Annotated in this window: 11 protein-coding genes; 10 read left to right on the top strand and 1 reads right to left on the bottom strand. The window is 57.8% G+C overall.

Annotated elements, in window-relative coordinates:
• Window position 1 precedes the first annotated feature (1 nt).
• The 10 genes from sdhA (at window position 2) to HUW52_RS22790 (ending at window position 13,634) form a co-directional block, all read left to right on the top strand.
• Window positions 2-1,774, top strand: a complete 1,773-nt coding sequence (gene sdhA / locus HUW52_RS22835; RefSeq protein ID WP_008077944.1) for a succinate dehydrogenase flavoprotein subunit — start codon at window positions 2-4, stop codon at window positions 1,772-1,774.
• Window positions 1,775-1,785: 11 nt separating this feature from the next.
• Window positions 1,786-2,490 (top strand): succinate dehydrogenase iron-sulfur subunit, encoded by a 705-nt coding sequence (locus HUW52_RS22830; protein WP_008077942.1) that lies wholly within the window; start codon window positions 1,786-1,788, stop codon window positions 2,488-2,490.
• 251 nt (window positions 2,491-2,741) lie between these two features.
• Window positions 2,742-5,573 (top strand): 2-oxoglutarate dehydrogenase E1 component, encoded by a 2,832-nt coding sequence (locus tag HUW52_RS22825; protein ID WP_016987865.1) that lies wholly within the window; start codon window positions 2,742-2,744, stop codon window positions 5,571-5,573.
• A 42-nt stretch (window positions 5,574-5,615) separates the two neighbouring features.
• A complete protein-coding gene (gene odhB, locus HUW52_RS22820; RefSeq protein ID WP_103307282.1) occupies window positions 5,616-6,839 on the top strand; it encodes a 2-oxoglutarate dehydrogenase complex dihydrolipoyllysine-residue succinyltransferase in 1,224 nt (407 codons plus the stop codon).
• Between the two features lie 97 nt (window positions 6,840-6,936).
• Window positions 6,937-8,373 (top strand): dihydrolipoyl dehydrogenase, encoded by a 1,437-nt coding sequence (lpdA, locus tag HUW52_RS22815; protein WP_034156249.1) that lies wholly within the window; start codon window positions 6,937-6,939, stop codon window positions 8,371-8,373.
• 182 nt (window positions 8,374-8,555) lie between these two features.
• Window positions 8,556-9,722: an ADP-forming succinate--CoA ligase subunit beta gene (sucC, locus tag HUW52_RS22810; RefSeq protein ID WP_007919879.1), complete on the top strand. Its 1,167-nt coding sequence runs from the start codon at window positions 8,556-8,558 to the stop codon at window positions 9,720-9,722.
• Entirely contained in the window at window positions 9,722-10,603 is an 882-nt protein-coding gene (gene sucD, locus HUW52_RS22805) for a succinate--CoA ligase subunit alpha (RefSeq protein WP_008082972.1), read from the top strand. The genes sucC and sucD overlap by 1 nt, the downstream gene beginning before the upstream one ends.
• A gap of 319 nt (window positions 10,604-10,922) precedes the next feature.
• Window positions 10,923-12,236 carry a branched-chain amino acid transport system II carrier protein gene (gene brnQ / locus HUW52_RS22800; RefSeq protein WP_016987868.1) on the top strand — a complete coding sequence of 438 codons (1,314 nt, stop codon included), beginning with the start codon at window positions 10,923-10,925 and terminating at the stop codon, window positions 12,234-12,236.
• Between the two features lie 259 nt (window positions 12,237-12,495).
• The gene (locus tag HUW52_RS22795; RefSeq protein ID WP_016987869.1) at window positions 12,496-13,233 is read left to right on the top strand and encodes a DUF599 domain-containing protein; all 738 of its coding nucleotides are present in this window, start codon (window positions 12,496-12,498) and stop codon (window positions 13,231-13,233) included.
• Window positions 13,233-13,634 (top strand): MAPEG family protein, encoded by a 402-nt coding sequence (locus HUW52_RS22790; protein ID WP_007919869.1) that lies wholly within the window; start codon window positions 13,233-13,235, stop codon window positions 13,632-13,634. The genes HUW52_RS22795 and HUW52_RS22790 overlap by 1 nt, the downstream gene beginning before the upstream one ends.
• A 78-nt stretch (window positions 13,635-13,712) precedes the next feature.
• Here HUW52_RS22790 and HUW52_RS22785 read toward each other — a convergent pair whose 3' ends face one another.
• On the bottom strand, window positions 13,713-13,949 hold the full coding sequence (locus HUW52_RS22785) for a hypothetical protein (RefSeq protein ID WP_007919867.1): 237 nt from the start codon (window positions 13,947-13,949) through the stop codon (window positions 13,713-13,715).
• Window positions 13,950-14,044 lie beyond the last annotated feature (95 nt).

Below are 14,044 nucleotides of genomic sequence, written 5' to 3'. Positions count from 1 at the left end.
CATGGCTAACATTCCAACGATTTCTTTCGACGCCATCATTATTGGTGGTGGCGGTGCCGGCATGCGCGCTGCGCTGCAACTGGCACAGGGCGGTCACAAGACTGCCGTGATCACCAAGGTTTTCCCGACCCGTTCGCACACTGTATCGGCTCAGGGCGGCATCACGTGCGCAATCGCGTCCGCTGACCCGAACGATGACTGGCGCTGGCACATGTACGATACCGTCAAGGGTTCCGACTACATCGGTGACCAGGACGCTATCGAATACATGTGTCAGGAAGGCCCGGCTGCTGTTTATGAGCTGGACCACATGGGCATGCCGTTCTCGCGTACCGAACAGGGCCGTATCTACCAGCGTCCGTTCGGTGGTCAGTCCAAGGACTACGGCAAAGGCGGGCAGGCTGCCCGTACGTGCGCCGCTTCCGACCGTACCGGTCACGCGCTGCTGCACACCCTTTATCAGGGCAACCTGAAAGCCGGTACCACGTTCCTGAACGAGTACTACGCTGTCGACCTGGTGAAAAACCAGGAAGGCGACTTCGTCGGTGTGATCGCGATCTGCATTGAAACCGGCGAAACCACCTACATCCGCGCCAAGGCCACCGTACTGGCTACCGGCGGTGCAGGTCGTATCTACGCTTCCACCACCAACGCCCTGATCAACACCGGTGACGGCGTCGGCATGGCTCTGCGTGCTGGCGTGCCGGTACAAGACATCGAAATGTGGCAGTTCCACCCGACCGGCATCGCCGGCGCCGGTGTACTGGTTACAGAAGGTTGCCGTGGTGAAGGTGGTTACCTGATCAACAAGCACGGCGAGCGTTTCATGGAGCGTTATGCTCCGAACGCCAAAGACCTTGCCGGTCGTGACGTGGTTGCTCGCTCGATGGTTAAAGAAATCATCGCCGGCAACGGTTGCGGTCCGAATGGCGACCACGTACTGCTCAAACTCGACCACCTGGGCGAGGAAGTGCTGCACAGCCGTCTGCCAGGCATCTGCGAACTGTCGAAGACTTTCGCACACGTTGACCCGGTTGTTGCTCCGGTTCCGGTTGTTCCGACTTGCCACTATATGATGGGCGGCGTTGCCACCAATATTCATGGCCAGGCGATCACCCAGGACGCTGAAGGCGTCGACAAGATCATCCCTGGTCTGTTCGCTGTGGGCGAAGTGGCTTGCGTATCGGTTCACGGTGCCAACCGACTGGGCGGCAACTCGCTGCTCGACCTGGTGGTCTTCGGCCGCGCTGCCGGCCTGCACCTGGAAAAAGCTCTGACCGACGGCATCGAATACGACGACGCTACCGAAGCCGACATCGAAGCTGCCTTGTCGCGTTTGAACGCGCTGAACAGCCGTACTGATGGCGAAGACGTGGCTACCCTGCGTCGCGAACTGCAAAACTGCATGCAGAACTACTTCGGTGTATTCCGTACCGGCGAATACATGCAGAAAGGTATCGCTCAGCTTGCTGACCTGCGTACCCGCATCGCCAACGTGAAAATCAACGATAAGTCGCAGGCGTTCAACACTGCTCGTATCGAAGCGCTGGAACTGCAAAACCTGCTGGAAGTGGCTGAAGCTACCGCCATCGCCGCTGAAGTCCGCAAAGAGTCGCGCGGTGCTCACGCCCGCGAAGACTTCGAAGACCGTGACGACGAAAACTGGCTGTGCCACACCCTGTACTTCCCGGGTGACAAGCGCGTCACCAAGCGTGCCGTGAACTTCTCGCCGAAGACTGTTCCGACTTTTGAACCTAAGATTCGGACTTATTAAGGGTGGCCGCCATGTTGCAAGTCAGCGTTTATCGTTACAACCCTGATCAGGACGCCGCGCCGTTCATGCAGGAATTCCAGATCGATACCGGTGGTAAAGATCTGATGGTGCTGGACGTACTGGCCCTGATCAAAGAGCAGGACGAAGGTTTCTCCTATCGTCGCTCTTGCCGTGAAGGCGTTTGTGGTTCCGACGGCATGAACATCAACGGCAAGAACGGTCTGGCGTGCATCACGCCGCTGTCTGCGGTTGTAAAAGGTAACAAGTTGGTTGTTCGTCCACTGCCAGGTTTGCCGGTTATCCGTGACCTGGTCGTCGATATGAGCATCTTCTACAAGCAATACGAGAAGGTGAAGCCTTACCTGCAGAACGACACGCCGGCTCCGGCCATCGAGCGTCTGCAGTCGCCGGAAGAGCGCGAAAAGCTCGACGGTCTGTACGAGTGCATCCTGTGCGCTTGCTGCTCGACCTCTTGCCCGTCCTTCTGGTGGAATCCGGACAAGTTCCTGGGTCCAGCTGCACTGCTGCAAGCTTATCGCTTCCTCGCAGACAGCCGTGACACCAAGACCAACGAGCGTCTGGCTTCGCTCGATGACCCGTTCAGCGTCTTCCGCTGCCGGGGCATCATGAACTGCGTCAACGTATGTCCGAAAGGCCTGAACCCGACTAAGGCCATCGGTCACATCCGTAACATGCTGCTTTCGAGCGGCGTGTGATTCAGCTGCTGTAACCGCTGCACCGTAGAGGCTGTGGCGCGGGCTTCAACCCGCGTCATGGCTATAACCAGAGCAGTAGCCATAAGCTGCGGCTCTTATTTTGAAGAAATGAGACAAGCAGGGGCATCCGGGCTGGTACCCGGACTATCAGTGTGATCCTAAGTGGCTTGTTTTAGTCGCTGCATTCGGACTTCTGCAAGTTTGCTCGGTGTCGACATCGATGGTGTTCCCCTAACCGAGGGTGACCAAGCATGCAAGAAAGCGTGATGCAGCGCATGTGGAACAGCGCCTACCTTTCAGGTGGAAACGCTGCCTATGTGGAAGAGCTTTATGAGCTCTACCTGCACGACCCTAACGCTGTGCCAGAAGAGTGGCGCACCTACTTTCAGAAGTTGCCTGCCGACGGCAACTCTGCCACTGATGTTTCGCACTCGACAATTCGCGATCATTTCGTGCTGCTGGCAAAGAACCAGCGCCGCGCTCAACCGGTTTCCGCCGGCAGCGTGAGCAGTGAGCACGAGAAGAAGCAAGTTGAAGTGCTGCGATTGATCCAGGCCTACCGTATGCGTGGCCACCAGGCAGCCCAGCTTGACCCGCTGGGGCTGTGGCAGCGTCCTGCACCTGCAGACCTGTCGATCAATCATTACGGCTTGACCAATGCCGATCTTGATACGACCTTCCGTGCCGGCGACCTGTTCATCGGCAAAGAGGAAGCGAGCCTACGCGAAATTCACGAAGCGTTGCAGCAGACATATTGCCGCACCATCGGCGCTGAATTTACGCACATCACCGATTCCGAGCAGCGCCAGTGGTTCCAGCAGCGTCTGGAAAGCGTGCGTGGTCGTCCGACGTACTCCGCCGACATCAAGAGCCACCTGCTTGAGCGCGTGACCGCCGGTGAAGGCCTGGAAAAATACCTGGGCACCAAATACCCGGGCACCAAGCGTTTCGGTCTGGAAGGCGGCGAAAGCCTGATTCCGATGCTCGACGAACTGATCCAGCGTTCCGGTTCCTACGGCACCAAGGAAGTCGTCATCGGCATGGCCCACCGTGGCCGTCTGAACGTGCTGGTCAACACCTTCGGCAAGAACCCGCGCGAGCTGTTCGACGAGTTCGAAGGCAAGAAGAAGGTCGAGCTGGGTTCCGGTGACGTTAAATACCACCAGGGCTTCTCGTCCAACGTGATGACCGCCGGCGGTGAAGTTCACCTGGCCATGGCGTTCAACCCGTCCCACCTGGAAATCGTTTCCCCGGTGGTCGAAGGTTCGGTTCGCGCCCGTCAGGATCGTCGTAACGACCCGACTGGTGAGAAGGTTCTGCCGATCTCCATCCACGGTGACGCTGCATTCGCAGGTCAGGGCGTGGTCATGGAAACCTTCCAGATGTCGCAGACCCGCGGTTTCAAGACCGGCGGTACCGTGCACATCGTGATCAACAACCAGGTCGGTTTCACCATCAGCAACCCGCTGGACTCGCGTTCCACCGAGTACGCCACCGACGTTGCCAAGATGATCCAGGCGCCGATCCTCCATGTGAATGGTGATGATCCGGAAGCCGTGTTGTTCGTGACCCAGTTGGCCATCGACTACCGCATGCAGTTCAAGCGTGACGTGGTGATCGATCTGGTCTGCTACCGTCGTCGCGGCCACAACGAGGCCGACGAGCCAAGCGGCACCCAGCCTCTGATGTATCAGCAGATCACCAAACAGCGCACCACTCGTGAGCTGTACGCTGATCGTCTGACCCAGGGCGGTGTGCTGGACGCTGAGCGTGTTCAGGCCAAGGTCGACGAATACCGCAACGCGCTGGACAACGGTCTGCACGTAGTGAAATCGCTGGTCAAAGAGCCGAACAAAGAGCTGTTCGTGGACTGGCGTCCGTATCTGGGCCACGCCTGGACTGCGCGTCACGACACTCGCTTTGATCTGAAGACCCTGCAAGAACTGTCCGCCAAGCTGCTGGAAATTCCGGAAGGCTTCGTGGTTCAGCGTCAGGTCGCGAAGATCTACGAAGACCGTCAGAAAATGCAAGCCGGCGGCCTGCCGATCAACTGGGGTTACGCCGAAACCATGGCGTACGCGACCCTGGCGTTCGAAGGTCACCCGATCCGCATGACTGGTCAGGACATCGGCCGCGGTACGTTCTCGCACCGTCACGCTGTGTTGCACAACCAGAAAGACGCAGGCACCTACATTCCGCTGCAGCACCTGTACGACGGTCAGCCGCGTTTTGACCTGTACGACTCGTTCCTGTCGGAAGAAGCGGTACTGGCATTCGAATACGGTTACTCGACCACCACGCCGGATGCGCTGGTGATCTGGGAAGCCCAGTTCGGCGACTTCGCCAACGGTGCACAGGTTGTAATCGACCAGTTCATCACCAGCGGCGAGCACAAGTGGGGCCGTCTCTGCGGTCTGACCATGTTGCTGCCACACGGTTACGAAGGTCAGGGCCCTGAGCACAGCTCGGCACGTCTTGAGCGTTACCTGCAACTGTGCGCCGAGCACAACATTCAGGTCGCCGTCCCGACTACGCCAGCACAGATCTACCACTTGCTGCGTCGTCAGGTAATTCGTCCGCTGCGCAAGCCGCTGATCGTGCTGACGCCGAAGTCGCTGCTGCGCCACAAGCTGGCCATCTCGACCCTGGAAGATCTGGCCGAAGGTTCGTTCCAGACCGTGATCCCGGAAATCGATGCACTGGACCCGAAAAAGGTCGAGCGCGTTGTTCTGTGTAGCGGCAAGGTCTACTACGACCTGCTGGAAAAACGCCGTGCCGAAGGCCGTGAAGATATCGCCATCGTGCGTATCGAGCAGCTGTACCCATTCCCTGAGGACGACTTGAAAGAAGTCCTGGCTCCATACACCAACGTCAAAAATGCCGTTTGGTGTCAGGAAGAGCCGATGAACCAGGGCGCCTGGTACTGCAGCCAGCACCACTTGCGTCGCAGCATCGGGAACCTCGACAAGTCTCTCGTACTTGAGTACGCGGGCCGTGAGGCTTCTGCTGCACCTGCTTGTGGTTACGCATCGATGCACGCCGAGCAGCAGGAAAAACTCCTGCAAGACGCGTTTACCATTTAACGCCTTCGCGCACCTGAAACCGAATTTAAGGAACCACAGATAATGGCTATCGAGATCAAAGCCCCCACTTTCCCGGAATCGGTTGCCGATGGCACCGTTGCCACCTGGCACAAAAAACCGGGCGACGCTGTCAAGCGCGACGACCTGATCGTCGACATCGAAACTGACAAAGTCGTACTGGAAGTTCTGGCTACCGCTGATGGCGTGCTGGGCGCAATCGTCAAGAACGAAGGCGACACCGTTCTGTCCGACGAAGTGCTGGGCTCCATCGAAGCGGGCGGCGCTGCTGCCGCAGCTCCAGCCGCCGCTGCTGCTCCGGCCGCTGCTGCCGCTGCCCCGGCTGCTGCTGAAGGCGAAGACGATCCTGTTGCTGCTCCTGCTGCGCGCAAGCTGGCTGAAGAAAACGGCATCAACATCGCTTCCGTTGCCGGCACCGGCAAAGGCGGTCGTGTGACCAAGGAAGACGTGGTTGCTGCTGTTGCTGCCAAGAAAGCCGCTCCGGCTGCCGCGCCTGCCAAGGCTGCTGCTCCTTCGGCCGCCGCTCCTGTATTCGCCGCTGGCGACCGCATCGAGAAGCGCGTACCGATGACCCGCGTTCGCGCCACCGTGGCCAAGCGTCTGGTTGAAGCTCAGTCGAACATGGCGATGCTGACCACTTTCAACGAAGTCGACATGACTGAAGTCATGGCCCTGCGTTCGAAGTACAAGGACCTGTTCGAGAAGTCCCACAATGGCGTACGCCTGGGCTTCATGTCGTTCTTCGTCAAGGCTGCTACCGAAGCGCTGAAACGCTTCCCGGCTGTCAACGCGTCGATCGACGGCGGCGACATCGTTTACCACGGCTACGCGGACATCGGCGTTGCCGTTTCCAGCGACCGTGGCCTGGTTGTTCCGGTTCTGCGTAACGCCGAACTGATGAGCCTGGCTGAAATCGAAGGCGGCATCGCAACATTCGGCAAAAAAGCCCGTGACGGCAAACTGTCGATGGACGAGATGACCGGTGGTACCTTCACCATCACCAACGGTGGTACCTTCGGTTCGATGATGTCGACCCCGATCGTCAACCCGCCGCAGGCAGCGATTCTGGGCATGCACAACATCATCCAGCGTCCTATGGCCATCAACGGTCAGGTCGTTATCCGTCCGATGATGTACTTGGCACTGTCCTACGATCACCGTCTGATCGATGGCAAAGAAGCTGTGACTTTCCTGGTGACCATCAAGAACCTGCTGGAAGATCCGGCTCGTCTGTTGCTGGATATCTGATAGAAGCAGTCGCGGGCTTCAGGTTTCAAGTTGCAGGAAAGGGCAGCTTGGCTTGGAGCGCGCGGCTTGAAGCTTTTCGCTAAAGAGGATTTTTTGAATGTCGCAGAAATTTGACGTAGTAGTGATCGGTGCTGGCCCTGGTGGCTACGTGGCTGCCATCAAGGCGGCGCAGTTGGGTCTGACCACTGCCTGCATCGAGAAGTACACCGACGCTGAAGGCAAGCAAGCCCTGGGCGGCACCTGCCTGAACGTGGGCTGCATTCCTTCCAAGGCACTGCTCGACAGCTCCTGGAAATACAAGGAAGCGAAAGAAAGCTTCAACGTTCACGGTATCTCGACTGGCGAAGTCAAAATGGACGTCGCTGCGATGGTTGGCCGCAAGGCTGGCATCGTCAAGAACCTGACCGGCGGCGTTGCTACCCTGTTCAAGGCCAACGGCGTTACTTCGATCCAGGGCCACGGCAAACTGCTGGCTGGCAAGAAAGTCGAAGTCACCAAGCCAGACGGCTCGGTTGAAGTCATCGAAGCTGAAAACGTGATCCTGGCTCCAGGTTCGCGCCCGATCGACATTCCACCGGCTCCGGTTGATCAGAAAGTCATCGTCGATTCGACTGGCGCACTGGAATTCCAGACCGTACCTAAGCGTCTGGGCGTGATCGGCGCTGGCGTGATCGGTCTGGAACTGGGTTCGGTGTGGTCGCGTCTGGGTTCTGAAGTGGTTGTCCTGGAAGCACTGGACACTTTCCTGATGGCAGCGGACACCGCTGTTTCCAAGGAAGCGCTGAAAACCCTGACCAAACAAGGTCTGGACATCAAACTGGGCGCTCGCGTAACCGGCTCGAAAGTCAACGGCGACGAAGTCGTTGTGAACTACACCGATGCCAACGGCGAACAGACCATCACTTTCGACAAGCTGATCGTAGCCGTTGGTCGCCGTCCGGTGACCACTGATCTGCTGGCTTCCGACAGCGGCGTGACCCTCGACGAGCGCGGTTTCGTGCACGTTGACGATCACTGCGCGACCACCGTACCGGGCGTTTTCGCCATCGGTGACGTGGTTCGCGGCATGATGCTGGCTCACAAAGCTTCGGAAGAAGGCATCATGGTTGTCGAGCGCATCAAGGGCCACAAAGCCCAGATGAACTATGACCTGATCCCTTCGGTTATTTATACTCACCCGGAAATCGCGTGGGTTGGCAAAACCGAGCAGGCCTTGAAAGCTGAAGGCGTTGAAGTTAACGTCGGTACCTTCCCGTTCGCCGCTTCCGGCCGTGCCATGGCCGCCAACGATACCGGTGGTTTCGTCAAGGTCATCGCTGATGCCAAGACTGACCGCGTATTGGGCGTGCACGTGATTGGCCCGAGCGCTGCAGAACTGGTTCAGCAGGGCGCGATCGGTATGGAATTCGGCACCAGCGCTGAAGACCTGGGCATGATGGTTTTCTCCCATCCGACCCTGTCTGAAGCCTTGCACGAAGCTGCTCTGGCTGTGAATGGCGGCGCCATCCACATTGCCAACCGCAAAAAGCGTTAACAGACAATAAGAAACCACGGCGGTAACGGCCCGTCGTGAGCCTTGCGAGCAAGTCTCACCGCGGAATGTCCGCTGGACGCAGTCTTGCGTAGCTCAGCTACGCAAGCAGCAGTCACAGGTGGCGCGGCACTCAAACGAGCGCAGCGCCGAATGCGCAGTACCTAACGAAGACGGTAAAAAGCATGAATCTTCACGAGTATCAGGGTAAGCAGCTGTTCGCTGAATACGGCCTGCCAGTTTCCACTGGTTACGCAGTAGACACCCCGGAAGCAGCAGCAGAAGCTTGCGACAAAATCGGCGGCAGCGAGTGGGTTGTCAAAGCCCAGGTCCACGCCGGTGGTCGCGGTAAAGCGGGCGGCGTCAAGCTGGTTCGCAGCAAAGAAGACGCCAAAGCCTTCGCACAGCAGTGGCTGGGCAAGCGTCTGGTGACTTACCAGACTGACGCCAATGGCCAGCCAGTCACCAAGATCCTGGTTGAATCGTGCACTGATATCGCTAAAGAGCTGTACCTGGGCGCTGTCGTTGACCGTTCGAGCCGTCGCATCGTGTTCATGGCTTCCACCGAAGGTGGCGTGGACATCGAGAAAATCGCTCACGACACTCCAGAAAAAATTCTCAAGGCCACTATCGATCCACTGGTTGGCGCTCAGCCATTCCAGGGTCGCGAGCTGGCATTCCAGCTGGGTCTGGAAGGCAAGCAGGTTGCTCAGTTCGCCAAGATCTTCGTAGGTCTGGCCAAGCTGTTCAAGGATCACGACCTGGCTCTGCTGGAAGTGAACCCGCTGGTGATCAAGGCTGACGGCGATCTGCACTGCCTGGACGCCAAGATCAACATCGACGCCAACGCCATGTACCGTCAGCCTAAGCTGAAGACTTTCCACGATCCGTCGCAAGACGATCCGCGCGAAGCGCACGCTGCCAAGTTCGAACTGAACTACGTAGCACTGGAAGGCAACATCGGCTGCATGGTCAACGGTGCTGGCCTGGCCATGGGTACCATGGACATCGTCAACCTGCATGGCGGCAAGCCAGCAAACTTCCTCGACGTAGGTGGTGGCGCTACCAAAGAACGCGTAACTGAAGCGTTCAAGATCATTCTGTCCGACACCAACGTCGCTGCAGTACTGGTCAACATCTTCGGCGGCATCGTTCGCTGCGACATGATTGCCGAAGGCATCATCGGCGCTGTGAAAGAAGTCGGCGTGAAAATCCCGGTTGTTGTTCGCCTTGAAGGCAACAACGCTGAGCTGGGCGCTAAAGTACTGGCAGAAAGCGGTTTGAACATCATCGCTGCTACCAGCCTGACCGACGCTGCTCAACAAGTTGTCAAAGCTGCGGAGGGCAAATAATGAGCGTCCTGATCAATAAAGACACCAAAGTTATCTGCCAGGGTATTACCGGTTCGCAAGGTAGTTTCCACACCCAGCAAGCCATCGAATACGGCACCAAGATGGTTGGTGGCGTAACGCCTGGCAAAGGCGGCACCGAGCACCTGGGTCTGCCAGTGTTCAACACCGTCAAAGATGCAGTAGAAGCCACTGGCGCTACCGCCTCCGTTATCTACGTTCCGGCTCCTTTCTGCAAAGATTCGATCCTGGAAGCGGCATTCGGCGGCATCAAGCTGATCGTTTGCATCACCGAAGGCATTCCTACCCTGGACATGCTGGACGCTAAAGTTAAGTGCGACGAGCTGGGCGTAGTCCTGATCGGCCCTAACTGCCCAGGCGTTATCACTCCGGGCGAGTGCAAGATCGGCATCATGCCAGGTCACATTCACTTGCCAGGCAAGGTCGGTATCGTTTCGCGTTCCGGCACCCTGACCTACGAAGCTGTGAAGCAGACTACTGACGCCGGTTTCGGTCAGTCGACTTGCGTCGGCATCGGTGGTGACCCGATCCCGGGTTCGAACTTCATCGACATCCTGAAGCTGTTCCAGGAAGACCCGAAGACCGAAGCGATCGTGATGATCGGTGAGATCGGCGGTTCGGCTGAAGAAGAAGCGGCTGCCTACATCAAGGCACACGTGACCAAGCCGGTTGTTTCCTACATCGCTGGTGTGACTGCTCCTCCGGGCAAGCGCATGGGCCATGCTGGCGCAATCATCTCTGGCGGCAAAGGCACTGCAGACGAGAAATTCGCTGCGCTGCAAGACGCAGGCGTTAAAACCGTGCGTTCGCTGGCAGACATCGGCAAGGCCCTGGCCGAGCTGACCGGTTGGGCTGTCAAGTAAGCCTCGCGCTTAGCTGACGCTTCACCAAACAAAGGCCACCTTCGGGTGGCCTTTGTCGTTTCTGGCATTCGCTGATTTATAGGCTTGCCCCCAATTACATGCAAAAACGCGACACGGAAACGTCGCGTATCGGATAGTTCGCCCTCTAACAGTGCGTTTGTAAGTCAAATTCGTTAGGCTAGCAGCCATTTTTGCGTCTGCCGCCCACAAGGCATGCAACGCGCTTTAAGGGTCAGTCCCATACGGATCGACAGCATTTCCCTAATTACACAGGGCAATCCCCCTCTAAATTCCGATTCAGTAGTGTGGTATTACCTTAATGAAAGTTTTGAAAGGTCAGGACATCCTGGCACTTGGCTTTATGACATTTGCCCTGTTCGTTGGGGCTGGAAACATCATTTTCCCGCCGATCGTTGGCTTGCAGGCCGGACCTCACGTCTGGATGGCCGCGCTGGGCTTCCTGATCACTGCGGTCGGTCTGCCGGTGATCACCGTCGTTGCACTGGCCAAGGTCGGTGGGGCAATGGATGCGCTGAGCAGCCCGATCGGCAAGATCGCTGGCGGCATTCTGGCGGCGGCGTGCTATCTGGCGGTCGGCCCGTTGTTCGCCACCCCGCGTACCGCGACCGTATCGTTTGAAGTGGGTCTGGCGCCGCTGACCGGCGAAAGCCCGCTGGCGCTGTTCCTCTACAGTTCGGTGTACTTCCTGCTGGTGTTCTTCATCTCGCTCTACCCAGGGCGTTTGCTGGACACTGTTGGCCGCTTCCTCGCGCCGTTGAAAATCATCGCGCTGGCAGTGCTGGGTATCGCTGCATTCGCCTTGCCGGCGGGTGACATCGGCCACGGCACGCCGGAATACGTGGCGGCACCGTTCTCTCAAGGGTTCATCAATGGTTACCTGACCATGGATACCCTGGGTGCACTGGTGTTCGGCATCGTCATCGTTAACGCGATCCGCTCCCGTGGCGTCGAGTCGCCGGCGCTGATCACCCGTTACGCGATCATCGCCGGCCTGATTGCCGGTGTCGGTCTGGCGCTGGTTTACGTCAGCCTGTTCCGCCTCGGTTCCGGCAGTCACGAAGTGGCAGCAGGCGCGACCAACGGCGCGGCGGTATTGCATGCGTATGTGCAACACACCTTCGGTTCGCTGGGCAGCGGTTTCCTCGCGGTGCTGATCTCGCTGGCGTGTCTGGTGACGGCGGTCGGTCTGACTTGTGCCTGTGCCGAATACTTCAGCCGTGTGTTGCCACTGTCCTACAAGACTCTGGTGATCATTCTGGCGGCGTTCTCGCTGCTGGTGTCCAACCTGGGCCTGACCAAGCTGATTGCTTTCTCGATCCCGGTGCTGACCGCGATCTATCCGCCGTGCATCGTGCTGGTGGCGCTGAGCTTCTGCAAAGACTTCTGGCATGAGCACGGCCGGATTCTCGGCCCGGTGATGCTGGTGTCGTTCGTGTTCGGCACCATCGACGCGCTGAAAGGCGCTGGTCTGGCCGGCTGGATGCCATCGCAACTGTCGCACCTGCCGCTGAGCGAGCAGGGCCTGGCATGGCTGGTGCCGTGCGTGATGACCCTGGTTGTCGCGGTGGTTTGCGATCGCCTGCTGGGCAAGCGCAGCGAAGCCGTTGCCTGACGTTGTCTGACCCGCCAAAAGCGGGTCTTCAACGTTTAAACAGAAATGCCCCGTATCAATCGATACGGGGCATTTTTTATGTGCGTCAGGCAGTGTCTTTTTCCCTAGGCTAACGTCGAAGGATTGCCGAAATCTCAATGTGGGAGCGAGCCTGCTCGCGAAAGCGGCGTATCGCGCAACATTGATGACGGCTGACACACCGCTATCGCGAGCAGGCTCACTCCTACAGGTACAACATCCGCATCTCACAAGGAATTGCATGTCGTTCATCCAAGCCAACCTGATTCACTTGCTCGCCGCCATCTGGTTTGTCATCTGCTGGGGCGGTTATACCCGTTATGCCTCCTGGAAGGGGCGCGATACAGCGTGCCTGGCCAGCGTGCTGCACTTGTACCGTGAAGACTGGATGCGCCGCATGCTGCTGCGCGACAACCGCATTGCCGATGCCAGTGTGATCGGCAATCTGGAACGCAATGCCTCCTTCTTCGCTTCCAGCACGCTGATCATCCTCGCCGGTATTCTTACCGTGCTCGGTGCATCCGAGCGGGCGGTGTCGTTGCTGGCAGACATCCCGATGGTGCAGCAGGCGTCGCAGGGCATGTCGGAAATCAAGTTGCTGTGTCTGGCGATGGTGTTCGTCTATGCCTTCTTCACCTTCAGTTGGTGCATGCGTCAGTACAACTTCGCGGCCGTGTTGGTTGGCTCGGCGCCAATGATCGGTGAGCGACATGTTTCCGAACAGGAGCGCAAGGCGTTCGCTGCGCGGGCGGCGCGGGTGATTTCGATGGCGGCCAACCAGTTTAACTTCGGGCTGCGCTCTTACTACTTCGGCATGACCATGCTGGCGTGGTTCGTCAGCCCGTGGCTGTTCATGCTGATGAGCGCCGGTGTGGTATTGGTCTTGTACCGCCGCGAGTTTCATTCCGACGTTCTCGATGTCATGGTCTATACCCCTACAGAAGCCCCCCTTCCCGAAACAAACAAAGAGGTCGCTTGATGAGTATTCCGTTCTGGTGTGTGTTTATCACTGCGCTGTTGATTTATATCGCGCGTATGCCGGTGGGCAAGGCGATGAAAGAACAGGGCGGTTACAACAACCACTTGCCGCGCCAGCAACAAGCGCAACTGACCGGTTACGGCGCGCGAGCGCTGGCGGCGCATCAGAATACGATTGAAGCGTTCATGTTGTTTGCGGTCGGTGTGTTGATGGCGCACACCACTCAAACGGCAGGATGGCTGATCGATACATTGGCAATCGTTTTTGTTATCGCGCGGATCCTCTACTTGTGGCTCTATCTGGCCGACCAGCCCAAGCTGCGCAGCCTGGTTTGGGTAGTTGGCGTACTGTGCTCGCTGTTACTGATGATTAGTCCGACTTTTAGAACTGTCTTGCTCTAAGGAGAGCCTGGCGCTAAATGACAGGCAAAAGAAAACCCGCACTTGGCGGGTTTTCTTTTTTCTGCAGCAAAAAGCGAATTATTGCTTCTTGGCAGCTTCTTCTTGAGCAGCGGCGTTCGATTCAGCCTGAGCTTTGGCAGCTTCGGCGTTTTCTTTCGCAGCGTCGTTCACTTTATCCTGAGCTTTGTTCATGTCTTGCTGAGCTTGTTCAGCATGTTGGTTGGCATCTTGAGCTTTGTCCTCGGATTTTTTATCGCAGGCAGCGAGACCGAGGGAAGCGGTCAACATCAAGGCAATAGCAAAAGTCTTACGCATGGGGTGTTTCTCCTTATGGAAAATAACTACTGGCCTTAAGAACTCGGCGCTACAGGTTAAGTTCCTCATTTCTTTCAGATATATAAGTTTGTTTT

Source organism: Pseudomonas sp. 43A (assembly GCF_013363935.1).
GTDB lineage: Bacteria > Pseudomonadota > Gammaproteobacteria > Pseudomonadales > Pseudomonadaceae > Aquipseudomonas > Aquipseudomonas crudilactis.
Note: the sequence above shows the minus strand (reverse complement) of the source record. Positions and strands in the feature narration are given on the sequence as shown.

Excerpts from the sequence above, each read along its gene's own strand:
- sdhA (WP_008077944.1), top strand. The coding sequence starts at position 2 with ATGGCTAACATTCCAACGATTTCTTTCGACGCCATCATTATTGGTGGT.
- HUW52_RS22830 (WP_008077942.1), top strand. The coding sequence starts at position 1,786 with ATGTTGCAAGTCAGCGTTTATCGTTACAACCCTGATCAGGACGCCGCG.
- HUW52_RS22825 (WP_016987865.1), top strand. The coding sequence starts at position 2,742 with ATGCAAGAAAGCGTGATGCAGCGCATGTGGAACAGCGCCTACCTTTCA.
- odhB (WP_103307282.1), top strand. The coding sequence starts at position 5,616 with ATGGCTATCGAGATCAAAGCCCCCACTTTCCCGGAATCGGTTGCCGAT.
- lpdA (WP_034156249.1), top strand. The coding sequence starts at position 6,937 with ATGTCGCAGAAATTTGACGTAGTAGTGATCGGTGCTGGCCCTGGTGGC.
- sucC (WP_007919879.1), top strand. The coding sequence starts at position 8,556 with ATGAATCTTCACGAGTATCAGGGTAAGCAGCTGTTCGCTGAATACGGC.
- sucD (WP_008082972.1), top strand. The coding sequence starts at position 9,722 with ATGAGCGTCCTGATCAATAAAGACACCAAAGTTATCTGCCAGGGTATT.
- brnQ (WP_016987868.1), top strand. The coding sequence starts at position 10,923 with ATGAAAGTTTTGAAAGGTCAGGACATCCTGGCACTTGGCTTTATGACA.
- HUW52_RS22795 (WP_016987869.1), top strand. The coding sequence starts at position 12,496 with ATGTCGTTCATCCAAGCCAACCTGATTCACTTGCTCGCCGCCATCTGG.
- HUW52_RS22790 (WP_007919869.1), top strand. The coding sequence starts at position 13,233 with ATGAGTATTCCGTTCTGGTGTGTGTTTATCACTGCGCTGTTGATTTAT.
- HUW52_RS22785 (WP_007919867.1), bottom strand. The coding sequence starts at position 13,949 with ATGCGTAAGACTTTTGCTATTGCCTTGATGTTGACCGCTTCCCTCGGT.